This window comes from Trichocoleus sp. DQ-A3 (assembly GCF_039961975.1).
In the GTDB taxonomy this organism is placed as follows: domain Bacteria; phylum Cyanobacteriota; class Cyanobacteriia; order Cyanobacteriales; family FACHB-T130; genus FACHB-T130.
Window position 1 is genome coordinate 221042 of record NZ_JAMPKC010000001.1, and the last position, 23297, is coordinate 244338.

General features: G+C 46.5%; 19 protein-coding genes. 12 read left to right on the top strand and 7 right to left on the bottom strand.

Features of this window, described 5'->3' with window-relative positions:
* Positions 1-93 precede the first annotated feature (93 nt).
* The gene (locus tag NDI44_RS00910) at positions 94-876 is read left to right on the top strand and encodes an ion transporter (RefSeq protein WP_190413024.1); all 783 of its coding nucleotides are present in this window, start codon (positions 94-96) and stop codon (positions 874-876) included.
* A 94-nt stretch (positions 877-970) separates the two neighbouring features.
* Here NDI44_RS00910 and NDI44_RS00915 read toward each other — a convergent pair whose 3' ends face one another.
* The gene (locus tag NDI44_RS00915; protein WP_190413025.1) at positions 971-1816 is read right to left on the bottom strand and encodes a prephenate/arogenate dehydrogenase; all 846 of its coding nucleotides are present in this window, start codon (positions 1814-1816) and stop codon (positions 971-973) included.
* Between the two features lie 665 nt (positions 1817-2481).
* Here NDI44_RS00915 and NDI44_RS00920 point away from each other — a divergent pair.
* From NDI44_RS00920 to NDI44_RS00960, 9 genes are all read left to right on the top strand, one after another.
* A complete protein-coding gene (locus NDI44_RS00920) occupies positions 2482-4062 on the top strand; it encodes a pentapeptide repeat-containing protein (protein WP_190413705.1) in 1581 nt (526 codons plus the stop codon).
* 98 nt (positions 4063-4160) lie between these two features.
* Positions 4161-5789: an ATP-dependent DNA helicase gene (locus NDI44_RS00925; protein WP_190413026.1), complete on the top strand. Its 1629-nt coding sequence runs from the start codon at positions 4161-4163 to the stop codon at positions 5787-5789.
* Between the two features lie 123 nt (positions 5790-5912).
* Entirely contained in the window at positions 5913-6128 is a 216-nt protein-coding gene (locus NDI44_RS00930) for a DUF2839 domain-containing protein (RefSeq protein WP_190413707.1), read from the top strand.
* Between the two features lie 457 nt (positions 6129-6585).
* Positions 6586-6930, top strand: coding sequence for a DUF1815 family protein (locus NDI44_RS00935; RefSeq protein ID WP_190413027.1), 345 nt, complete (start codon positions 6586-6588; stop codon positions 6928-6930).
* Positions 6931-7051: 121 nt separating this feature from the next.
* The gene (locus NDI44_RS00940; RefSeq protein ID WP_206753538.1) at positions 7052-7957 is read left to right on the top strand and encodes an alpha/beta hydrolase; all 906 of its coding nucleotides are present in this window, start codon (positions 7052-7054) and stop codon (positions 7955-7957) included.
* A gap of 571 nt (positions 7958-8528) precedes the next feature.
* Positions 8529-9410: an Npun_R2479 family HD domain-containing metalloprotein gene (locus NDI44_RS00945; protein ID WP_190413028.1), complete on the top strand. Its 882-nt coding sequence runs from the start codon at positions 8529-8531 to the stop codon at positions 9408-9410.
* A 115-nt stretch (positions 9411-9525) separates the two neighbouring features.
* Positions 9526-10671 carry an ABC transporter permease gene (locus NDI44_RS00950; RefSeq protein ID WP_190413029.1) on the top strand — a complete coding sequence of 382 codons (1146 nt, stop codon included), beginning with the start codon at positions 9526-9528 and terminating at the stop codon, positions 10669-10671.
* Positions 10672-10817: 146 nt separating this feature from the next.
* Positions 10818-12593, top strand: a complete 1776-nt coding sequence (locus NDI44_RS00955; protein WP_190413030.1) for an iron uptake porin — start codon at positions 10818-10820, stop codon at positions 12591-12593.
* 485 nt (positions 12594-13078) lie between these two features.
* The gene (locus NDI44_RS00960; RefSeq protein WP_190413031.1) at positions 13079-13417 is read left to right on the top strand and encodes a hypothetical protein; all 339 of its coding nucleotides are present in this window, start codon (positions 13079-13081) and stop codon (positions 13415-13417) included.
* A 95-nt stretch (positions 13418-13512) separates the two neighbouring features.
* Here the strand turns inward: NDI44_RS00960 and tsaB are convergent, their stop codons facing one another.
* The 3 genes from tsaB to NDI44_RS00975 all read right to left on the bottom strand — a co-directional run bounded on the left by tsaB (position 13513) and on the right by NDI44_RS00975 (position 15538).
* Complete coding sequence (gene tsaB / locus NDI44_RS00965) at positions 13513-14211, bottom strand: tRNA (adenosine(37)-N6)-threonylcarbamoyltransferase complex dimerization subunit type 1 TsaB (protein ID WP_190413032.1); 699 nt, start codon at positions 14209-14211, stop codon at positions 13513-13515.
* Between the two features lie 78 nt (positions 14212-14289).
* Complete coding sequence (locus tag NDI44_RS00970; RefSeq protein ID WP_190413033.1) at positions 14290-14988, bottom strand: hypothetical protein; 699 nt, start codon at positions 14986-14988, stop codon at positions 14290-14292.
* Positions 14981-15538, bottom strand: a complete 558-nt coding sequence (locus tag NDI44_RS00975; RefSeq protein ID WP_190413034.1) for an Npun_F5560 family protein — start codon at positions 15536-15538, stop codon at positions 14981-14983. The genes NDI44_RS00970 and NDI44_RS00975 overlap by 8 nt, the downstream gene beginning before the upstream one ends.
* 290 nt (positions 15539-15828) lie before the next feature.
* On the opposite strand from NDI44_RS00975, the gene NDI44_RS00980 reads away from it, so the two are divergent.
* Complete coding sequence (locus NDI44_RS00980; protein WP_190413035.1) at positions 15829-17268, top strand: phosphoglucomutase/phosphomannomutase family protein; 1440 nt, start codon at positions 15829-15831, stop codon at positions 17266-17268.
* Positions 17269-17342: 74 nt separating this feature from the next.
* On the top strand, positions 17343-17609 hold the full coding sequence (locus NDI44_RS00985) for a LapA family protein (RefSeq protein ID WP_190413036.1): 267 nt from the start codon (positions 17343-17345) through the stop codon (positions 17607-17609).
* 36 nt (positions 17610-17645) lie between these two features.
* Here the strand turns inward: NDI44_RS00985 and NDI44_RS00990 are convergent, their stop codons facing one another.
* The 3 genes from NDI44_RS00990 to NDI44_RS01000 all read right to left on the bottom strand — a co-directional run bounded on the left by NDI44_RS00990 (position 17646) and on the right by NDI44_RS01000 (position 22501).
* A complete protein-coding gene (locus NDI44_RS00990; RefSeq protein ID WP_190413037.1) occupies positions 17646-18218 on the bottom strand; it encodes a thermonuclease family protein in 573 nt (190 codons plus the stop codon).
* 189 nt (positions 18219-18407) lie between these two features.
* Positions 18408-21371 (bottom strand): DNA polymerase I, encoded by a 2964-nt coding sequence (gene polA / locus NDI44_RS00995; RefSeq protein WP_190413038.1) that lies wholly within the window; start codon positions 21369-21371, stop codon positions 18408-18410.
* A gap of 284 nt (positions 21372-21655) precedes the next feature.
* Positions 21656-22501, bottom strand: a complete 846-nt coding sequence (locus NDI44_RS01000) for a DUF4114 domain-containing protein (RefSeq protein ID WP_190413039.1) — start codon at positions 22499-22501, stop codon at positions 21656-21658.
* Positions 22502-23297 lie beyond the last annotated feature (796 nt).

Consider the following 23297-nt stretch of genomic DNA (forward strand, 5'->3'; position numbering starts at 1 on the left):
CTCTATCTTTAAAGATTTTTACCGATTATCGATTACCCGACTTTCTCCTGTTTGATATCAAGCTGCCAATTTTCGTTTTGTGATTTTATCTAGATGCGGCAAAAAATTGCTTTTTATTTAGAAGACATTGAAACACCAACAGGAAAAGCGTTCAACTTCCTAATTACAGGAATGATTTTGCTGTCTTCAGCAATTTTTGTTATCGAAACCTATCCACTCCCAAATTACGTCCGAATTAATCTTAATACTATAGACTATGCAATTTTCCTACTTTTTGCATGGGAATATTTGCTTCGTTTATGGTGTGCAGACAATAAAGTTCAACATATATTAAGTGTTTATTCAATTATAGATTTAGTAGCAATATTGCCATTTTTATTAGGAGTGGTAGATATCAGCTTTATCCGGGTATTTCGATGGTTTAGGATTTTGCGATTTCTTCGATTTATAGAAGGTAAAAGATTATTTGGTCGCACCATCAATGAAGATGGAGAGATTTCAGCTCGAATATTATTTACTTTATTAGCAATCATATTTGTTTATTCCGGCTTGATTTATCAAGTTGAGCATCCAGTAAATCCTCAAGTATTCGCTACTTTTTTGGATGCTGTATATTTCTCTATTGTCACAATGACAACAGTTGGATTTGGCGATGTAACACCAATTTCACAAGGAGGTCGCTTGATGACAGTCTTAATGATTTTGACCGGAATTGCTCTGATTCCTTGGCAATTGGGCGACTTGATCAAGCGATTAGTTAAAACAGCTAATCAGGTAGAAACCCTTTGTCCTACTTGCGGTTTATCATCCCATGATACAGATGCTCGGTTTTGCAAAATTTGCGGAGCAAAGTTGGAAAAACTAACAGGTAGCTAGTAGCGAAGGAAAGCGAGCTCATTTGCGGCAGATTGTGCTGTCGTTGCCTAATGGGCGATAGTCCGGTAGAGCGATCGCGCTTTTTACAATAACCCTATTCGAGGTTTAAAAATTTCGGTCGTGTCTGCTGGTTGATAGAAAGTTTCTCCTGCAATGCGTTCCAGTCTTCTCGCTCAATTTGAGAAATAATTTGATCGAGTCCGGTTCGATATTGTTGAAGACTTCGCAGTAATTCCCCGCGATTGTACCGCGCCATCATCACGCCTAACTCTGGATTGCCTCCGCCGACGCGGCTGGTATCCCGGAAGCCAGAACTTGCCAATTGTTGCGCTAATTCTAGAACCGCTGGATCGGTTTCGTTGATGCAGGCATGAATTAAACCAGCACTCACCATCACCGGCAAGTGAGAAATCCAAGCCACCGCGCGATCGTGATCTTCTGGACGGCACTGATAGATTTTAGCTTTGAGCGATCGCGCGATTTCCTCGACAATATTCACGGCTGCTGGGGGCGTCGTCTTCACCGGCGTCAATACATAAGCTTTCCCAGCAAATAGCTGAGTCTGAGCTGCTTCCAGACCACTTTCTGCCGTCCCCGCCATCGGGTGCCCCCCCACGAAGTTCGTCCAAATCGGTTCTAGCGCTTCCACCACCGGCTTTTTGACCGAACCCACGTCTGTGATGATGGCGTTGGCAGACAAATGAGGAATCAGCTGCTGTACGGTTGGGGCGATCGCGCTAATGGGCGTACACACAAAAACTACATCGGCAGCTGCCAAGAGTGCCAGATCCACACTCGCATCATCCACAACTCCACGCGCGATCGCATCAACACACGTTTGCTCTCGACGCGCGATCCCCAAAACCTGATAGCCAGCCGCTCGTAAGTCCAAACCCAGCGAGCCGCCAATTAGCCCCAACCCTACAATCCCAATATTCATGGTTCTGTCTAACACTATTTCACCGTAAGATCGGCACAAATAACTTGCTGGAAATGGCTACTGGCTCAGACGCGAACAGACAAGTCAGCGCTTCGCGATTCCCGCAAGTCTTCTACAGTTCAAAATCTCAAATCCAAAATCTAAAATGGTATAAGCTCCTAAATTTCCTCAAAATGAGGAAAACAAGAGCAATTTAGCTGTCTCCCCGAAACAAGGAGGGCTGGAGAGGGGTTCTCTCTGGGACTACTGTACCGATGTTCTAGCATGATGTTCTAGCATACAGTGCCAACTTACCCCACGATCCAATCAGCCGCTCTTTAGGCTTCTGTCAAAATGGCTGGACGACTATTTTCTTAAAGTAAAGCCCTTCCAAACAGATGAGGTAGGGAGCATAATAGATTTCTTCATTCATCCTTCATCACTCTGAGGATGCCCTCACTGAACTTACTTCTAAGATTTACAGAGGGGCACGCTAGATTAGTGCTTGTACAACTTTGTACAACTTTAGATAGATGCCGGGAAAAATCCCGACTCAACGCAAGCAAAGCCAGGGTTCATCTGCTGCAAACTCACCCAGCCACTCAAAACGACAAATGAACCTCAAGGCTTGCTGGTAGCGCCCTCCTCCTAACCATAAAATGAGAATGCTGGCAAGGTGGCTCGAAATGAATGTCGATGAACTGATAGTAAGATACGCAGCCGGTGCGCGAAACTTCGCGGCGATTGACCTGAGTGAGGCAAACTTGAGTGGCATCAACCTCAGCGGCGCTAATTTGACAGGCGCTAATTTAAGCGTGGCGAATCTCAGCGGTGCCAATCTCGAAGCCGCTAACTTGACTCAAGCCAAACTTAATGTCGCGAGGCTCAGTGGAGCCAATCTTAGCAATGCCATCTTAAACCAGGCAAACTTCAACGTTGCTAACCTGATTCGAGCGGATATGGGGGGGGCGCAGCTCATTCAAGCCGTCTTGATTCGAGCCGAGCTAATTCGCGCCGATCTGAGTGGATGCAATCTCAAATCAGCGAACCTCAGCGGTGCTGATTTGCGTGAAGCCACTCTTAGAGAAGCCAATCTCAGTCGCGCCAGTTTAAATGAAGCCAACCTCCGAGGTGCCTTTTTGACGGGAGCCAACTTGGAGCAGGCAAACTTAAATGGCACCGACTTGAGCCGCACCGACTTGAGCGGTGCCAATTTCCGAGAGACAGAACTAAGACAAGCCAATCTCAGTCGCGCAAATCTCAGCGGAGCGGACTTAAGCGGCGCAAATCTGCGTTGGGCAGACTTAAGCGGTGCAAATCTGCGTTGGGCAGACTTAAGCGGCGCAAAATTAAGCGGAGCTAACTTAATCGGCGCAGACCTTAGCAATGCTAATTTACTCAATGCCAGCTTAGTTCACGCCGATCTTACCCAAGCTCGATTGATTAAAGCCGATTGGATTGGAGCTGACTTGACCGGGGCGATTCTAACCGGGGCAAAACTGTATGCAGTCTCCCGTTTCGGCCTGAAAACCGAAGGAGTGACCTGCGAGTGGGTTGACTTGAGTCCGGATGGCGATCGCACGGAAATTTTTCGTCTTACCACTGAAGAATCAAAAAAGTTCTTCAATGAAACGCTGCCAACCGTCCGAATTATCGTAGATGCACCGTTAGATTTAGAAGCAAATTTAGCACTAGCCACTACTTATCATCACCTCTCTAAGCATTATCCGGGGATCGCTCATCCTCCCAGTTTGGAAGTCAGCGCTCGAAAAACAATTCTCACTTTCAGAATTGATAGCAACGATCAATTATTTCCCTTGGCTTACGTGGCTATTTTTCCCTTCAACGATGCAGTAGCAACTCAGAAAAATATCAGCGCTCTAGTGAACCTACTTCAATCTCAAAATCAATCATCACTAGGGCATAAAGATGCTCAGCGGGTCAAGCAATTAACTGCCTCCCTTAATAAAACAATCGATCAAGTCGGTAGTCTCGATATTTGCAAAATGGTGCCCGAACTGAAAAGAAAATTAAACTTCTTCCAGGCTCCAACCCAGACGGTGCTAAATAATTCTACGGATCAAACCTTGAATGTTTATCATCACCCAGTGTTTGGGAAACGGTTTATGAATCAAAGTCAATCTAATTCCAGGGCTTTGCCAAAAAACAACTTAGTTGAAGCGCAAGGCTCAATTCTCCCTCCTGTGGGTACGTTGGTTGAATTTGTCAAGGAATTTGATTATTTAGAAAAATTACAGCAAAGTTGAACAAAGGGTCAGCAGGCAAAAGGCGAAAAAAAAGAGAAAATATGTAAAGCGATCTTTTTTACTTTTTGCTTTCCTAACTCTAAAGTCTCAAATCTAAAGTGATAGAGGTAGAAGTTCATTCCTCACTACGTGCATTCCTTCGCGAGCAGGAGAATCGTTCTTGGCCTCATCATCTGACAATGGCGAGGCTAGTGGCACGGGCTTTAAGATTAGGGCGTTCTGCCCTGATTCAGACTGGAGTTTCTTCGCACGGTACGGGGAAGTATCGCCTGAGTTACCTAGCACCGGCACTGCTATGGACGAAATCTGTCATCCTGGTGGCTCCAGAATCAGTTCAGCAACGCTTGCTAGAGGTGGAAATTCCTCAGATGCGACAGTGGATGGGGAGGGAAAAAGCCATCCTAACAGGCGATGCATGGCCTGACGCTGACTTTCAGGGACTGCTGTTAATCTCTCCAGAGGTTTGGTTAGCTGACCGCCTCAAAGGGCTAAATCGGATACCCTTTGGCATTCCGACTATTTTTGATGGTGCCGATGACTTGGAAGAGTGGGCACGCGACCAACTGACTGCTAGCTTGCGACCCAGCGATTGGGAAGAGTTGATGCTGGCCTTTCCCCGTAAGGTAAAGGCAATCCGGGATGCGCGGGTACAGCTAACAAAAGCTGTCTTCCAGCATCCAGCCAATCCTTACGAGTGCTATCTGATTTCACCTGCTGAGCAAGACATCTTGAGGCGTCTCTATGCGGTCTTAGAGAATGCGATAGGAGTTGAAGGCAGACAGAATCTTGTCGAAACAAGAACGATCCCGTCTGGAGAGCAGGGGAGTGGGAGAGGGGGAGAATTTCCCGCCTCGCCAAATTTACCCCCGGCTTGGAGAAATTTTTGGCATCGGTTGCAAGCAGAAGACCAACTCATGTGGGCAGAAATTGCTCGGAGTCAGGGCCAATTTTCTTTGTATTGCGGCCCCGTTGAGGTGGCAACTGCTTTAGAAAAAATCTGGCACCACGAGCCGGTGGTATTGATTGGTGCGGCACTGGATTTAGAGACAGAAGCGATCGCCTATCGTCAGCGGGTAGGATTGGGCAACCTAACGTGTCTGAAGTTTTCTCCAGACAGGCAGAACGAACTGATTCAGCTATATCTCCCCGATCGTCTCCCCATGCCGAATACACCCCAATTTCAGGGAGTCCTGATTCAAGAAGTCCAGAAGCTAGTTGAGACAATGGATCGGTCGCTGGCAGAGAATCCCGACATTCAAAGACTAGCAGTGATCCTGGTGGAGGATACGCCTTTAAAAGCCCAGGTGGCCTCTGTGATGGCGGCTGAGTTTGGCTCCCGCGTGCAAGTGGAAAAAACTAGTTTGTCAAACAATGGCATTCTAGTAACGGGATGGGAATTCTGGCGGCATTATCAGGAGGTGTTGCCTGCGCCCCAGTTGCTAGTGATGGCGACATTGCCGATCCCTTCTTTAGAAAATCCCCTGGTAGCAGGCCGGGTTGCTCATTACAAGGAACAGCGGAAAGATTGGTTTCGCTTGTATCTGTTGCCGGTGGCTTTGAGTGAATTGCAGCGAGCGATCGCCCCCGTGCGAGAATGTCGGGGCGTCGTTGCTCTCCTCGATGGTCGCGTCAATAACCGCAGCTACGGCTCTCAAGTGCTGGAAGCACTGAGTCCTTTGGCTCGGATCAACTATTTGGACAGCAACTGGTTTACAAGCGATCGCTAGCTTCTCCCACACCCCTCGCAGCTCATCGCTTTGTCTCAATACTTGTAATTTAATCAATCATTCAGCTGCGGCTCCCACGCCAGCGTTATGATAAACAAATGTCTAAAGGCATCACCAAAAATTATGGGTGAATCCAAGCGTCGGAAAGAAGCACTCAAAGAGAAGTATGGTCAAGATACCTATATCCTTCCTTGGGTGCCGATCACTAAAACTCAGGCACAACAGTTTGTGAAAATCTCCGGTCAGGGGGCTTGGTACGGTATCGGTTTCCTGATCCTTTTTTGGATAACTATCCGCTTCATCGGACCTTCCTTTGGTTGGTGGCAGGTCGTCAACTAGACCTTCCTAAAAATCTGGTTGGGTGAAGTGCTTAGAGACAAAGTATTTGATAGATTTGTCTTGCCAACAGGTAAACCAAAGCTATCAGAGGCTTTGTCTCTAAATCTATAAGTAAGTTTCGCCCATAGGACTAGATTTAATTGATTATTCTTATCCTTAGCAAGCGATCCCCTTAAATGCAGCGATGATTCTGCCCCTGGCAACACTTTACTGCTAAGTCCGTCTTTAGTTAGAAGTAACCTTTAGCACTGCTGTTTAGGATGCAGGAGTATCATTCAAACTGTTATTGTTGATACTTGGCTTTTCTGAATAGTCAAGTTAACCTGGTGCAAATCAGGGAGCCGTCAAGTTCTAAATTTTCCTATGCTCCTCAATTAATTTACCGTCATGCCTGGGGAGCAAAATCTTAAGAAAGTATAAAAGGTTTAAACTAAGGTGTGGTGGTTGGAGGACAACCGTGTTTCTACGACTTGCAGAGCAACACCGTCAATTTGTACAGGATCTAGTGATGAACCTCCAAGCTCTGGCGATTGTGCTAGAGCAGCGAGGCTATCTGGCTTCTTGCTATACCTGCGGAGGCCAAATGAATAGCGCATCATTTATGGTTAGTCTCGGTGACAACCATCTAATTCGCTTTTTAGTTTCGGATTATGGGATTACCTGGACAGAAATGCGGGATGACCGTGAATTAATGAAGCTAGAGGGCGCTGAAGCGATTTGTCAGCTACAAGACCTAGCCAATCTAGTTAAATACCAAATCAAACCTTCTGAGTATCGTCCTGCCGTGCCCCAGCGAGGCTAAAGGAGTTAGCGTAGCAAGGTTTCGCCACTCTCTTTAGACAGATTAGGTCCTAGGACTGCTAATCTGAAAAGTGAGAAACCTACGTGCTAACCCCTGGCGATGGATGCCGGAAGAGATGTCTATGACCGCCCTTGATTGTGCATGGCAACACCATTTTATTGAGACCAACAACATTCGCTTACATTGTGTCACCCAAGGAGAAGGAGAGCTAGTTATCCTGTTGCACGGGTTTCCAGAGTTTTGGTATTCCTGGCGGCATCAAATCCCAGCACTGGCTCGCCATTTTAAGGTGGTGGTTCCCGATTTGCGGGGCTACAACGATTCGGATAAGCCTCTCAGTGGTTATGACCTGGATACTCTTAGCGCCGATATTCGGGGTCTGATTGAGAATTTAGGGTATGTCCGGGCACATATTGTTGGTCACGATTGGGGCGGATTGATCGCATGGCATCTAGCGCAGAAATTTCCAGACGTTCTGAATCGTCTGGCTATTTTGAATGCGCCGCATCCGTACAGGTTTTGGCAGGAATTGACGGGAAACTTGGATCACCTGCGCCGCAGCTGGTACGTTCTGGCGTTTCAGATTCCTGGTTTGCCAGAGTGGCTGATTCAGCAAAATTTAAAAGATTTTGTAAATAACGTGTTTCGGGGACAGGCGGTTCGCAAAGGCGCGTTTTCTGCCGAGGATGCCCAAGTGTATCAGGCAGCACTGGCAAAGCCTGGGGTTTTGGCGGCGGCAATTAACTACTATCGATCGTCTTTGTCGCCTCAAAATTGGCTGCATCACTGGGGACGATCGCCCGATCCCGTCACTGTGCCTACCTTGATTTTGTGGAGCGAAGAAGACGCCTTTTTGACTCGAAAACTCACCGAAGGCATGGAACGCTTAATCGCTGCTCCTTTCAACCTAAAATTTATTAGTCACTGCGGTCACTGGATGCAGCAAGAAGTTCCCCAAACCGTCAATCGAGAACTCTTAAACTTTTTCCGCTCCCCAATATTAACTGGTGGCAAAAAAAACTTCTAAATCTATTGGTAAAAATCTATCGAAGAAACTGCTGCCAGTGTGGTGAGATTTAAAACTGGCGACTTCGCTCATGTCAACAATCTTTAACAACACGCTTGATAGCGCCAAATTAATTGGCGCTATTGGTTTTGGAAATGTTAATTTAGCAAAAGTTAGAAGAAACTAAGCTGATTGACCGGAATAGCCCAAAAGCCCTATAGTCCCAGTTTCTTCGACTACAGAATTTTAGGCGATCGCGTTGAGACTCATTTTCCAATTTTTCAACAAACTCAAGTCATAAGGCAGTATCAAACCCCCATCTGGCGGTAAAAGAACGAATTGTGATGCGAAACACAGAGCAACCATGACAATTAACAACCCCAGTCGCCAAATTTTGTTGCATGCTGGAAGGGTAGGGGTTGTATCTATTTCGTTCGACAGAGGACAAGGTTGTATCCTCGGATTAACTCGATTTATGGCGTAGCGCCACCAGCAAAATGATTGGGTACCGTGAGAGCGATCGCCTCATGCTCAATTATTTCCCAAATCAGCAACGCCCCCTCACTGCACTCAGTATCAGCGAGAACTAAGGATGTTTAACGCTACAGAAATTCTAATTGACTCTTTTGTTCAAAGAATTCGTGAAGGCTACCGACGCACTTACGGCGGCTACAAGCCCGACTACGAAGATATTATTGCCTGGGCGGGGGGTATGGCTCTGGAAAACATTGCCAACAGCGACGCCCTCTATCACAATGTTGAACACTCAATTTTAGTCGCTCTGGTCGGGCAAGAAATCTTGCGCGGTAGACATATCCGCGAGGGCGGGGTGTCCTGTGAAGACTGGTTGCACTTCATTCTCTCCTTGGTTTGCCATGACATTGGCTACGTGAAGGGCGTGTGTCGCCTAGATAGAGACTACGAAAGACTGTATGCGACGGGGCAGGATGCAGAAATGGTTTCCGTGCCTCGTGGATCTTCAGATGCCAGCTTGACACCGTATCACGTCGATCGAGCCAAACTCTTTATTGAAGAGCGCTTTGGCGGTCATAAGCTGATTGATGCGGAATTGATCAAGCGCAATATTGAACTCACTCGTTTTCCAGTCCCAAAAGCAGAGGATCATCAAGATACGGTTAATTATCCAGGCTTGGTTCGGGCATCTGACTTGATTGGTCAGCTGAGCGATCCCCGCTACCTGAAGAAAATTGGTGCCTTGTACTATGAGTTTGAAGAAACTGGCGTCAATCAAGCCTTAGGTTATCGGCATCCTGGAGACTTGCGGCGGAACTATCCCAAATTTTACTGGCATGGGGTATTTCCGTATATTCAAGATGCGCTTCGCTACCTGTCGCTAACTCAGCAGGGTAAGCAAATCATTGCAAACCTCTACTCGAATGTGTTTGTTGTTGAGCACGAAAGTGCCGAAGATGAGCGACGGCAACTGGAAGAACAGTTAGTAGTTGGAGCTTAGAAAGGGAACCAGTGGGGAGTTAGGAGCGAACAATCCAAATAAGCTTGGAAATACTAAATTCTAGCTTATGATTTAATTTAAAACTCCTAACTCATAACTCCTAAGCACTAACTTTATGAACTGGTGGCAAAAGCTTAAAAACAATCCCTTAGCTCGTTTTGGCGCTTTAATCCTGTTAATTTTTTACCTTAGCGTTATTGCAGCTGATTTTGTTGCGCCTTATCGTCCATGTGACTCTTATGACCTGTCTCAAGGACTGTGTGATGTACAGCCAAATACGTCACTTTTGCCACCAACTCAGATTTACTGGCGCAACCGTGAGGGACAATTTATTGGGCCGCACGTTTATCCGACGACTCAGGGGCCGACAGATTTAGAGACGGGCGATCGCAAAGTGATTGTAGACTTCCAAAAACCTTCACCTGTTCGCCTGTTTGTCCGGGGACCGAAATACCAACTATTTCAGCTTCGCCTACCGCTGCCACCCAAATTTGATGAGGTGGAAATTCTTAGCGGTATTCCCTTTAATTGGCATCTCTTCGGCACCCTTGGGGAAGGCAAACTGAATGTGTTAGGCACCGATGAACAGGGGCGCGACCAGTTCAGCCGTCTGCTACACGGAGGCAAAATCAGCCTCAGCATTGGTCTAGTGGGAATTGCCATATCTTTCCCCCTAGGTTTGTTGGTTGGGGGGATTTCTGGCTTTTTCGGAGGCACAACCGACAGCATCTTAATGCGCTTTGTGGAAGTGCTGATGACAATTCCCAGCCTTTATCTGTTGGTTGCCCTTGCCGCAGTGCTACCGTCAGGACTAACGAGTGCCCAGCGATTCTTATTAATTGTCCTGATTACCTCATTCGTCGGCTGGGCTGGGTTAGCACGGGTGATTCGGGGACAGGTGCTGTCCATTAAAGAGCGGGAATTTGTGCAAGCAGCACGCGCAATGGGTGCAAAACCGCTGTACATTATCATTCGTCATGTGTTGCCGCAAACTGCTACCTACGTGATTATCTCGGCAACTTTGGCAATTCCTGGTTTTATCGTCGCGGAATCAGTGCTGAGTTTGATTGGGCTAGGAATTCAGCAGCCAGATCCGTCTTGGGGGAATATGCTATCGCTAGCAACAAATGCATCAATTTTGGTGTTACAACCTTGGTTGATCTGGCCTCCAGCGCTATTGATTATCCTCACTGTATTAGCATTTAACTTGCTAGGCGATGGGCTGCGGGATGCCCTCGATCCCCGGAGTTTGCGGCGGTAATTTTAAAAGTTTTTTGCGAATTTGTGTGACATATTTAGCAGAGTCGGTCATATTTGTGAACTGACTCTGCTAAATTTTTTGTTGAGTTTGTTTCCGAGCTATTCATATAGCTCGGAAACGTGTGATCTGATAGGAGTTGGAAGCAAATGATATTGAAAATTATATTCAAAAAAATTATTTGTTCAAGTTTGAACTACGGGTTATTTAGCTGGATTTTAGTCAGTGGCTTTGTCTCTCAAACTGCTTATTCTGCGGATGTAGATAAAACTCCTCAAGGTAGCAAAGAAATTAGTACGTTTCTAAAGACAGATTCAGATTTACCAAATTTGGATAATCAGCCTGATAACAACACGACTTTGCAACAGGTGGAGGAACTAGAGGAGGAAAATGCAGAAGAGTCAGACGCTGCTGAAGCTTCGATGGAGCAAGTGACCAATGTTTCTCAGCTGACAGACGTGGAACCCACAGATTGGGCATATGAAGCACTGCGATCGCTTATCGAACGCTATGGCTGTATCGCGGGCTATCCGGACAGTACTTATCGTGGTAATCGTGCCCTAACGCGGTATGAATTTGCTGCCGGGTTAAATGCTTGTTTGGAGCAAATTACTAACCTGGTTCCGATAGCAACTGCTGATGGAATCAGACAAGAGGATTTGGCTACCTTACAGCGATTGCAATCAGAATTTGCAATCGAATTGGCCAGTCTTCGGGGTTCAGTGGGTAGCTTGGAAGCTCGGATTGCGGAAATAGAAGCAACCCAATTTTCTACAACCACTAAATTGAGCGGACTGACAATTGTTGGCGTTCAAGGGCGTAGCAACAATCGTGCCGATTTATTTCCTAGAGATGGGAAAAAAGAGACTGATGATCGGGGTACAAATATTAACGTAATTAATTTTAATCAGCTGTATCTAACTACCCAATTTGACGAACGTAGTTACCTGTTAGCAGGTCTCCAAGCGAGTCAAGGAACCACTGCACCTCGACTAACTAACGATGTCCTACTGAGCTATGAATTGTTTAATGATAACGATGTGATTTTGAGCGATCTAAACTACCGTTTCCTCCTCACCGACAAATTTGCTGTTCTCGTGGGGACAGAAGGAGTAAATATGGCTTACGCTTTCCGAGGCCCAAATCGTGTGGAAAGCGCTGCTACAGGTCCAATTTCTGCTTTTGCCCAAAGAAACCCAATTCTGAATATTGGCTTTGGTCGTGGCGGTATCGGTTTTGATTGGCAATTTGCTAAACGTGCCAGTTTGCAGGCGGTTTACTCAACGACTATTCCAGGATTTTTTCATAGCGATGGACGACCTGACGGGCACAATACCGCAGGTGTCCAACTAGCGCTTACCCCAACCGATCCGCTTGATATCACTTTGTATTATGTTAATGACTACTCTCCCAATGGTTCTTTGCTGACTGGGATTGGAGACGACCAGTTGAGTGCTATTAATCCACTGACTGGTAATTCAGCATCCCTGCAAACTAATGCCGTTGGTGCCACGATTAACTGGCGAATTACGCCGCGCATTTCGTTAGGTGGATGGGCTGGTTATACCAATTCCCACATTCCCGGAAGATCGGGAAATGTAGAAACAACTAACTATATGGTGTATCTCAATTTTCCCGATTTATTTGGACAAGGAAATTTGGGAGGAATTTATATTGGACAACCACCAAAAATTGTTAGCAGCGATTTGCCCGTAGGAAATAATATCCCTGACTTTTTCAATACGGGTTTGGGCAGAGAAGGAGGACAACCTGGAACGACCACTCATGTAGAAGCGTTCTATCGTTGGCAGGCAACGGACAACATTAGCATCACGCCAGGGGTAGTCTTTATTTTTGAACCGGGACATACACCCGCTAGCGACCCAATCGCTGTAGGTATATTACGGACTAGCTTCTCCTTCTAGGAAAATTTCCCTATCTACACTTGTCACATTCAGCAAAGTGCAACATCGCAGGAGTTCTTGGATGTCGCTCAGGATGATATTCTGATGCAAAATGCCAGTTTACACCTCATCAAACCTTTATTTAGCTACAAAAACTTTATCCAAATTTACCGTAATTTTACTAAGTCTACTTTTTTTTAATTTAATATTTTTTTAGTTTCAGTGTTATCTCGCTTGTAGATAGAAGAGTAGAAGCTATAAATTGACATAAGGTTCGGTTAAGGAATTATAGTGGCAACTACAAGAATCTCTAATTGTTATTTGTCGCTCTTTAATCAACATCAATAGAAATTGTAAATTTTGCTGTATTTGTCTACCCTGGAAAACATTTACGGCATAAAAACTTATAGGTTGATTTCAAAATTTTTATCTGTAATTGCAGATAGATACAGATTATTTTTGCTTTTGCAAAAGTTAATTATTTATTTGAAGGAGGTTGAGTCAAAGTGGCTAAATTTATTTTTTCTTTGCTAGTTTTTATTTTAACTCAAAGCTCTATTTTAATTGCGGCTAATTCTCAAGCCCAAACGGTTATTCCTTTAGAAACTAACATTGTTGATACTATCGACTCAAGCTCCTCTGAACAGACCGCAGAGTGGAATACAAGTGTTAAACCTGACGTTGGTAATACTGTCGTCAATTCTACCAATGCTGAGCAAGTTGTTGTTTCTGAAGCTGGAAATAAAGCTACTGATTCTAGCTCCCCTGTAGCGGACAGTACAGCCACTAATCAACGGATTCCCATGTCAAGCAGAATTTTTGATGTATCTTCTATGCGACAGTAGCGCCAAGGGGTGATACATCTCAATTTTTGAGATAGTGTCGAAGTTATTGTAGAGGTCGCCTGTTTGATATCTTTAAGCGATCGCATCCGCTGATTCTACCCAGATGTTTTCTCCTCAACGGGGTGTTGACCATAAAAGGGTAGTGCTTCTGACCAGTGGGGACGCTTCCCCTGTTGCCAATCTAGATAGGCTAGTTCTAGTAGGCTCGAAACGGTTGCCCCTAGCCCAGCTCCAGCAGCGATATCAATTAGCTGATAGGGATGCCAACTGTCCAGAGTTTGTTGCCATACTGCCGGTGTCATTACGCTATCTGGTAACATCTGAGAGAGTCCCGAACTGGATGGCAATACCTGATAAATGGAGGTAAATAATTGACCCCGTTGAGCTGGCAATTGGACAGCGATCGCATTACTGAGTGAAGATTCTTCACCGTTTCCGTCGCCTTGGTGTTTACTTTTATTGGCTTCTGACCAAGCCACAGATGCCAGTGTAGAGACGGAAAACAGAGGAATATCCAACTGTTGCGCCAGTGTCCGCGCTGTAACAACACCGATGCGAGTCCCTGTAAAGCTGCCTGGGCCTATTGCCACACAGAGAAATTTCAAATCAGCCCACATCTGCGGCTGAATAAACTCAGCCAGATGATGATGTAAATGAGTGGATAAATCGCGCCCTAAATCCCAAGTTTGGCAGCGCGAATCTCCAGAAAAGTTATTGAGTGCTAGACCTAGTTCAGGACTGCTGGTATGTAGTGCTAAGCCGTATTTTGTTGGATCGAGCTTCACGGAATTCATGCCCAGTTCAAGGGATCGATAGCCCAAATAGGGAAACCGGATAAATCAGAGTCCCTACAAGTGCCTAGCCGCGACTTCTTAGTCGTGAAAGGCGTTGATTTGGAGATCGTAAATTGCTTGACCCGTCAAGCAGTGCCAGTGACAGGTAAATAAATCTGGCTTTTGGACGTTAATACTAGCGATCGCTGGTTCCCCTGGAAACGGCAAAAGTCGGTCAAAAAAAATCCCTTGCTCTTGAAAGCCGAACTGTAATAAATAAACAGCTGGTGGCGCTGATAAAAATTGCAGCAATCGATGCCCCAGTTGGTACAGTGGCTGACGCCAGATATCCGATAGATGCACTGGCTGACGATAACCTTTCAAAGTCGGTTCTAAGCGCCTACTTTCATCATCCTCAACCCTACCAATTACCTCGCCGTAGAGCGGCCCCTTTGCCGTAAGAACGATTGGCAACCAGAAATCACCGACACCCGTCGTCGATCCTAATTGCTCCACCAACTGGCGTAAACCAGTCACATCGCGGCAAGCCTGATAAAGGGATTGGGCTGGAAATTCCAAGCTTTCTGGCAAATTCAGCGTTAAAGGACACCAAAGAATTTCTGCTTGGTTTTGCAAGTCCGCCCAGACTGAGGCAATAAATTGCGTCTCTACAATTTGTATCGTTGTCGGTACTGGGGAATTGAGCGCGCTTTGCTTGAGGGCAGAAACAATTTCGGCTATTGTGGGCGATACCGGAAGTTCATCAGCAGCATCAACCACAATCAGAACTTTACGCATGACCAAAGGTTGGAATCGGGCTATTACGAACACCCGTACGCGGGAAACTGGGCAGATCGAGTCCGGTCGTCGTGCGACGGGTTCTGACAGCTAGACGGTAGCTGACACTTTGCAACTCGGCATGGAGTTGACGGTTTTCCCGTTGTAGCATCGCCACTTTCTCCCGCACGGGTGCCATGCGTTCGGCAAATTTCTGGCGATAAATCTGTGGCAACTCCTGCACCACTTGTTCTAGCATCCGGCTGCGGTCGGTCAATTCCTGTACAGACTGCCGCAATTGATAAATCTCGGTGTCGCGGGTTGTAATCTGTTCCTGGTAGAACGTTACCTGCTGCTCGACCTCTTGCAGTTGTTCTCGCAGCGCTCTCATCTGAGCCATGTGCCGCTCAGAAACTTCCGGTCTGGGCATAAAATTAGCATTGCCCTTAACCAACCGGAATAGTTCTTGAGACAACTGCTGAACCAGTTGATCTCGCATCTGCAACTCTTCGCGCAGGCGAGTTGCGTCAGATTGAAGCGTTTGTAGGTTTGGCGTGTCTGTCTGGCTCACAATGGCTTACGGCTCCTTTGAGATGATTTTCCTAATGGCAGGCGCGAGGCGATAGCGGATGGCTCATATTGCTTTTGCAGCTAATTTACCATTTGCAACGGCAATTAACACCTGATTGCTACCCTTGTTTGCAATTAAGGGTTGGGTCTATCGTATCCTCAGATTCAGCTAGATTTTCTGCCGGTGCGAACAAATTGTTCAGTTTATACAAACCATTTGTCATCCGGTAGCGAGATTGAAGCGATAGGCGTCTTGTAGTATTTAGGTGGAATCAAGAGGAAGTGGTTAAGATGAGCGCAGCCAGCAGTTCAAACAAGATCAAATTTGGTACCGATGGATGGCGTGGGATTATCGCCGATGACTTTACCTTCGCCAATGTGTGTAAAGTAACGCGGGCGATCGCGAGTTATCTCGAAAACGCCTATTCCAAAGACCGTCCCGTCTTAGTAGCTTACGATACCCGTTTTTTAGCCGACCAATTCGCCCGGACTGCTGCTGAAGTTTTGGCAGACGCTGGGTGGACGGTGAAAATTGTCGATCGAGATTGCCCGACACCAGTTATTGCCTACAACGCTAAGCTTCTCAACTCTGCTGGGGCACTGATGTTCACCGCCAGTCATAACCCAGCTCCCTATTGCGGCATCAAATACATCCCCGATTACGCGGGTCCGGCTACACCGGAAATTACGGATACAATTGTAGCAAATATTGAAGACGCTACGGATGAGCCGCCGAGTGGCAACAATGCCAACAAGATTTCTACCTTTGATCCCAAGCCAGATTATCTCCAGTTTATTTACACCCTGCTGGATGTAGAGCGAATTAAGAGCGCAGGGCTAAAGGTGAAGTACGACGCCCTCTACTCCACTTCTCGTGGCTACCTGGATACCGTCTTGGAGCGCTGTGGTTGCGATACAGAGGCATTCCACACCTATCGCGATGTTCTCTTTGGCGGTGGAATGCCAGAACCAAAAGGAGAGGAATTGATTGGACTCGTCGAAGCAGTGAAAAAAGACGGGGCAGATTTAGGTTTGGCGACGGATGGAGATAGCGATCGCTTCGGCATTGTTGACGAACAAGGAAACGTGCTGACACCGAACACGGTGCTGCTGCTGCTGGCGCGTCACTTAGTCAAAAACAAAGGCAAAACTGGCGCAATTGTCCGCACCGTTGCCACCACCCACCTGCTGGATAACCTCGCTGCTAAGTACGGCTTGGAAATCTACGAAACAGCAGTAGGCTTTAAATACATCGGCGAGAAAATGCGCGAGACGCAGGTATTGATCGGCGGCGAAGAATCAGGTGGATTGAGCATTATCGGACATATTCCCGAAAAAGACGGGATTTTAGCCGATATGCTAGTCGCAGAAGCGATCGCTTACGAAGGTAAGCCTTTAAGTCAGCTAGTAGAAGAAGTAATCGCAGAAGCCGATGGCCCTCTGTACAACAAACGTCTCGATTTGCACTTAGAGGACGCCCACAAAGCCGCTGTAATCGATGATTTCACCAAAAATCCCCCAGCAGAAGTGGCAGGAATTAAAGTGAGAGAAGTAGGGCGTAAAGACGGGATCAAACTCTACTTAGAAGAAGGCAGTTGGATACTCCTGCGTCCTTCTGGAACAGAACCGCTAATGCGGGTTTATCTGGAAACGAATACTCCAGAAAAAATGACCCAAATTGCCCAGCAAATGGAACAAATCATTAACCAACTGGAACCCGTCACAGTCTAAATGATAGGTAGGAGCAAGAGCAATTTCCTTGCTCCTACTTGGTAGCAGGAACTTACTCAGTCGCCATTATCACCATGAAAGCCCTTACCAACCTGCTTACCTCGCTGATTTTAGCCAGTTCCGTCGCAGCGATCGCTCTGTTGTCCATTCAAAACATCACGCCGGTATCGGTGAAATTTCTAACTTTCCAGTCGATCCGGATGCCAGTAGGCGTCGTGCTAGCGTTTAGTGCTGGCGCGGGGGCGATTGGGAGTGCAATCGTGCCTATTGTTTGGGGATCGCCTTCCAGTAATCAGTCTCAATCAGAAGATGCCAGTGAGTATGCTGACGAAGACTTTTGATGGTTATTGTCCATTGCAATTAACTATCAGCCTTTGCTACTTACTCTCACTGCGATACTCCCACGGCGGCAGAAACTTGGAGTCACGCCAAATGCCGCGCCGACTCTTTTTCGCCTCAGCTTCTGCTTGCTCAACGATAGCAGCGCTAGGGCAATCTTTTAGATACTGACGATACACCAGTACCAGTCCCTCTTTTGCCAACACTTCCTGAACAAAAGTGCCGTCAGGCAGGCGCACCTCGCTAACTTTACGCCCGTACCTATCAGTATCAGTCACAGTTAAGCGAACGCGATCGCCTCCTTGCTGTACCAATTCTTGCAATCGTTGCTGGGTTTTTATGCCCCACTTGAATTGGTTTTGATCTGCTGCTTTTTTGCTTGCTTTTTCCTTACTGGAATGGGGAACTTCTGGAGCATCCACACAAGCAAAGCGCACGTTGATGTTTTTCCCACTGCGATCCGTCACGGCGAGAGTATCCCCATCGCTGACTCGCTTAACCGGGTAAGTAGGAGAACCAAAAATAGCTTCACATCCCACTAATCCAAGGATGAGAACAACTGCACCAGTCCAGATGAGAGAATTTTGGATGAGTTTGCGAGTGCCGGTCATTATAAATATTTACTACAAAAGAAAAGTCCATCTGGACAGACGTTTCCATTGTCCAATAGTTTCGGACGCCTGTTACTGGCTTTTAGCAGTTGGAGTGGTGCAGCGAAATGCGATCGCGCTTCTATCCCACGCTGAGCTTAACCACCAATCGAACAGTCATACAGGAAAGGCTGTCGAAACTACAGTTTTTTACTTCGTCTCCATCCAATTCTGCCCTGCACGCACATCAACCTTAAGAGGAACGCTCAAGGAAACGGCGTTTTCCATCGTTGAGCAAATCTGAGGCTGTAATTCTTCCCATTCCGAGGGAGGAACTTCAAGCACTAATTCATCGTGAACTTGCAATAATAAACGCGCCTGGTAATTCTGCAAAACTTTGTGCAGTTTATCCATTGCAATTTTGATGATATCGGCGCTAGAACCTTGAATTGGAGCATTAGCTGCGGCGCGTAGCGAACCGGCGTCAGCTTGTCCTAAATTACGGAGTTTGTCAAGGTTAATTTCATCGGGATTGCTCCCTTGCAGCTTGCGGAGACTGCCGCCCTCAAAGTTAAAGTAACGGCGACGTCCTAAAATAGTTTCGACATAACCGTGAGCGATCGCTTCCCGCTTCACCCGCTCCAAATATTCAAAAACCTTACGGTAGCGCTCGTTAAACCGATCGATAAACAATCTGCCTTCGGTTGCCTTCACCCCAGCTTCCCGCGCAAATCGCTGCGCTCCCATTCCGTAAATTACGCCGAAATTGATAATTTTCCCCAATCGGCGTTCCTCAGATGTCACCGTATCCTTCTCCAACAACAGCCGAGCGGTGACACTGTGAATATCTTCATTTTGCTGGTATGCCTCAATCAGCACCGGCTCTTGGCTCAAGTGAGCTAAAATCCGCAACTCAATTTGTGAATAGTCAGCTGCAACCAGTAACCAACCAGGTTCCGGTACAAATCCTTTGCGAATTCGCCGACTAAACGCTGTGCGGATAGGAATATTTTGTAAGTTGGGATTAGAAGAAGACAATCGCCCTGTCGTCGTCCCTGTCTGATTAAAATTTGTATGCACCCGCTGAGTATCGGGTCTTATCAGCAAGGGTAAAGCGTCCACATAAGTAGACTTCAACTTGGAAAGGGTGCGGTACTCTAAAACGGCATCGACAAGTGGATGATCGCCTTGCAGTTTTTCCAGCGTTGCCGCATCTGTAGAATAACCCGACTGAATTTTCCGAGACTTTTTGGTGTCCAACTTGAGCTTGTCAAATAAAATTTGGCTCAGTTGTTTCGGTGAACCCAAGCTAAATTTTTCCCCAGCTTCCTGATAAGCTTTTTGCTCAATTCCTGCTAAATCTTTTTCCAGTTCTTGAGAGAGTGTCTGGAGATAGGCCGGATCGATCCGAATGCCCACATATTCCATCTGGGCTAGAACTGGTTCTAAAGGTTGTTCTACTTCCCGTAACAACCGTTGAAGAGCGGGGATTTCCTCTAATTTTTCTCGTAGCTTTAGTACCAACTGGAAAGTGGCATAGACTTGCATCCCGCAGTAGTAGGCTACCGTCTGAATATTCATATCGGCAATCGTTTTGCCTTTGGGCACCACATCCGCATAATTACTGATACTTAACTCCAGATGCCGCAATACTAAGTCGCCGAGATTGTGGCTGTTTTCTGGATTTAGCACGTAACTGGCAAGCATTGTGTCAAACACCACCCCAACCAAGTTAACTCCCTGACAGCGCAGCACTAGCCGGTCAAACTTGGCATTCTGCAACGTCTTGGGATACTCAGCACTTTCTAGAATCGGACGCAACGCTTCTAAGACGGCTGTTTTATCCAGATTTTCACCAGTTTTGTGACCCGTGGGAATATAAGCAACTTCAGATGGATCAATGCCCCAGCAGCAGCCAATCCCCACCAGTTGGGCGTCTCGTGGCTCTAGGGAATCCGTTTCCGTATCCCACGCTACTGGGTTGTCAGGGTCGGTGCAACTTTGCAGATGCTTTATCAGTTCTGTCAGTTTTTCTGGAGTATCAATAATTTGGACGCTAATCTTACTCGCAGCATTTGTGTCTGCCTTGCTAGCCGCTTCGGTGTCAGCGGCACTGAAAAACCAGGAATCGCCATCATCAAAGGTGATTTGTTCAAGTTCTTCTTTAGATTCAACGGGTTTAGCTTCCTCTGCCACACCGCCAAATGCCTGCTGCAACTGCTTGATTCGGCTCAAATAAGTCCTAAACTCTAACTTTTCTAGCAGCGGTTCTAGCTCGGCGTTATCAAATCCCTTCAGCGGGCAGTCTTCTAAACTAACGTCTAGAGGGACATCAAGAACTATCCTTGCCAAGTGCTGGGAACGGTATGCCTCTTCTTTCCCGGCTTCCAGCTTCTGTTTGACTGCTCCTTTAATCTCATCCAATGAGGCATAAATCCCATCCAGGGAGCCGTATTCTGTAAGCAACTTCACGGCTGTTTTGTCGCCAATTCCCTTGACACCGGGGATATTGTCGGAGGCATCGCCACACAAAGCTTTGTAATCGACAACCTGCTCTGGTGTAATGCCCTTTAGTTTCTCTTTAACTTCCTCTGGCCCAAATTCTACTGGCCCTGTATTGCTGCCACGTTGCCAGAAGGTTTGACCGAGATAAAGAACGCTAATTTCCTTTGCAGTGTCAACCAGTTGAAATAAATCTCTATCGCCCGTAACAATCTTTACCCGATACCCAGCCGCACTCGCCTTTTGTGACAGCGTTCCCAAGACATCATCTGCCTCATACCCCGGTGCCGTCACAATTGGCAGATTGAAGGCATCTAAAAGGTCGTGAAGATTTTTCAGGTCGATGATAAAGTCTTCTGGCGTCTCAGCGCGGTCAGCTTTATAGGTATCGTCGGCTTCGTGGCGGAAAGTGGGTAGGCCCAGGTCGAATGCGATCGCCATCGCCTGAGGTTGCTGGGATGCTATTACTTCCAGTAACGACTTGAGGAAGCCAAAACAAACACTGGTAGGAATCCCAGTCTTTGTTTTTAAGCCTCCATCCCGCCCTTTAGCAAAGGCAAAGTAGGCGCGGAAGGCTAACGAGTGACCATCCACCAGGATGAAGACAGGCCGCATATCAGATGAGCTAGCAGCGGAGTGAGAGGGGTTGGAGGCAGAGGTAGATTGAGACATAGCCTTATTTTAGCTAGCGCCAGAGAGCAGATATTCTTTACAATGCCTCAGATTGCTCGCTTCAGGCGAACAAGCTGTTAGATATCTCATCCCACGGCTCAGCCTGAATGATTTTAACTACCCCTAGGGGAAATATCCTAATCTATGCGCTGCTTCACTGGCTAAGCTTACAGCGAAGCAGCTGCTACATAAGCTTCCAATAAAAAAGCCCGCAGGGTGCAGGCTAGAAACAGGGGTTATTGACTAATTGAACTTGCAAAGATTATCAGCGATAGGCCAGGGGATTAGCCATTGATTTGGCTGTTGCGGCGGCGACGCAGGCCAAACATCCCTAACGTACTTGCAGCTACCAGTGCCAACGTTGCAGATGGTTCAGGTACGCTTTGCAGACTTTGGTTGCCGATATCGACGATGAAAACTGTGTCGTTGAAATCCCGGTCAGAGGCTGGAGTCACGCCAGTCTCGCTTCCATCTCCGTACAAATCTTCAAAACCGATCACCAGGTAACGGGAGTTAAAGAGATATCCTCTGGCGTGCTGTAGCCCATCAGGGTTAGGAGCATTAAAAGCAGAATTGTAAATGCCGTAGGAGTTGCTGGTGCCGTATAAACTATTGGCGTTCAACTGGAAATTCAGGGTTGTACCTTTACTGAAGTTGCCTAAGTTGACCCAATCTCCTTGCTTCAGATTAGTAAAGCTAGTTTGGTTTTCCCTAATACTTTCTGTGCTGTTGAGTTCCCAGAAAGCCATTCCATCTTTGACAATGTCGCCGTTACTGTCAAGTGCTTGATAACCTAGCTGATTGTTATAATCCGCCCCTTCATTGACGAAGTAAGCACGAACATCAGTATCGTTTTGCAACGTTAATTTGCTTAAATCAAATGATTTACCGCCTAAAAGGCTCAAGTCTGGAAATGCGTATTTTTCTTGAGACTTATTGATCTGCGTGTTTAAGCTATCGATAAGCGTGCTGATGTTTGAAAAATCATCAGATTGGCTCAATGCATTCTTTGTGGGTGCAGTATTTACAGAACCCCAGTTAATCTCAGCCGATGCCGGTGCAGTTGCAGAGATGACGCCGGTCAGGGCAGCAGCAGCGGCGAGCAGACTAGTAATTAGTTTGATTTTCATTTGAGTACCTCTACCAAGGCGATGAACGACTTCACCCCATCCAACCGGCAAATACATCCAAAATAATTGAGTTTATTTTTACTTTAGAAGCCCGGTGCAGACGTGTGTTTTCTTTTCCTTGTTTATTAATAACTGAAATCATAATTCTTTGTCTACAGCTTTTCTAATTCTTTTTGGCTTCTTCATAGTATTGAATATTTACGTAAAACTCTTAAATACACTTACAAAGCTACCAATTAGTTTTGAATTTAAAGCAGTATTTTCCTCAGGGTCAAAACTTTTTTTTGAAGCACATCGGTAAATATTCTGAAAGCTTTTCAGGGATTTTGCGGATAGCGCTTTTTATTTGACAGCGCTATCCATAAAAATTCAGTATTCTCAAGAATGGGGAAATTTCCAGAGTCAGGTTAAAACACGAGCGGGAACTGGTAATACGCACAATGCTGACAGCCTACGCAGATTACGTAACCGTGAGTTCGGGATAAAGAACAGCCATAACAGATAGGCCGAAACTGCTGAATTCTCCATCCATCTGCTTGTCCCATGCTCAGATAAAAAGAAAAGTTCTACGGTGTCGATAACTGGTTCTAAAGGTTTGAAAACCCTGTCCGCAGCCACAATTGCTTCGCTGATAGGCTGCAACACCGTAAACGAGAACGTTTACGGTGTTGCGGAAGCGGTCGATGATTGAGACACTGATTGACCAGTTGAAGTTGACCAGTTGAAGAACATTTCTCGGAGCGAGCATTCTCATCACCTCAGGGAGACACCCTGATGGGTGCCATTATCTCTGGAG

Excerpts from the sequence above, each read along its gene's own strand:
- NDI44_RS00970 (WP_190413033.1), bottom strand. The coding sequence starts at position 14,988 with ATGCGTAAAGTTCTGATTGTGGTTGATGCTGCTGATGAACTTCCGGTA.
- NDI44_RS00990 (WP_190413037.1), bottom strand. The coding sequence starts at position 18,218 with ATGACCGGCACTCGCAAACTCATCCAAAATTCTCTCATCTGGACTGGT.
- NDI44_RS00950 (WP_190413029.1), top strand. The coding sequence starts at position 9,526 with ATGAACTGGTGGCAAAAGCTTAAAAACAATCCCTTAGCTCGTTTTGGC.
- NDI44_RS00985 (WP_190413036.1), top strand. The coding sequence starts at position 17,343 with ATGAAAGCCCTTACCAACCTGCTTACCTCGCTGATTTTAGCCAGTTCC.
- NDI44_RS00915 (WP_190413025.1), bottom strand. The coding sequence starts at position 1,816 with ATGAATATTGGGATTGTAGGGTTGGGGCTAATTGGCGGCTCGCTGGGT.
- NDI44_RS00940 (WP_206753538.1), top strand. The coding sequence starts at position 7,052 with ATGACCGCCCTTGATTGTGCATGGCAACACCATTTTATTGAGACCAAC.
- NDI44_RS00910 (WP_190413024.1), top strand. The coding sequence starts at position 94 with ATGCGGCAAAAAATTGCTTTTTATTTAGAAGACATTGAAACACCAACA.
- NDI44_RS00955 (WP_190413030.1), top strand. The coding sequence starts at position 10,818 with ATGATATTGAAAATTATATTCAAAAAAATTATTTGTTCAAGTTTGAAC.
- NDI44_RS00980 (WP_190413035.1), top strand. The coding sequence starts at position 15,829 with ATGAGCGCAGCCAGCAGTTCAAACAAGATCAAATTTGGTACCGATGGA.
- NDI44_RS00945 (WP_190413028.1), top strand. The coding sequence starts at position 8,529 with ATGTTTAACGCTACAGAAATTCTAATTGACTCTTTTGTTCAAAGAATT.
- NDI44_RS00920 (WP_190413705.1), top strand. The coding sequence starts at position 2,482 with ATGAATGTCGATGAACTGATAGTAAGATACGCAGCCGGTGCGCGAAAC.
- polA (WP_190413038.1), bottom strand. The coding sequence starts at position 21,371 with ATGTCTCAATCTACCTCTGCCTCCAACCCCTCTCACTCCGCTGCTAGC.
- NDI44_RS00930 (WP_190413707.1), top strand. The coding sequence starts at position 5,913 with ATGGGTGAATCCAAGCGTCGGAAAGAAGCACTCAAAGAGAAGTATGGT.
- NDI44_RS01000 (WP_190413039.1), bottom strand. The coding sequence starts at position 22,501 with ATGAAAATCAAACTAATTACTAGTCTGCTCGCCGCTGCTGCTGCCCTG.
- tsaB (WP_190413032.1), bottom strand. The coding sequence starts at position 14,211 with ATGAATTCCGTGAAGCTCGATCCAACAAAATACGGCTTAGCACTACAT.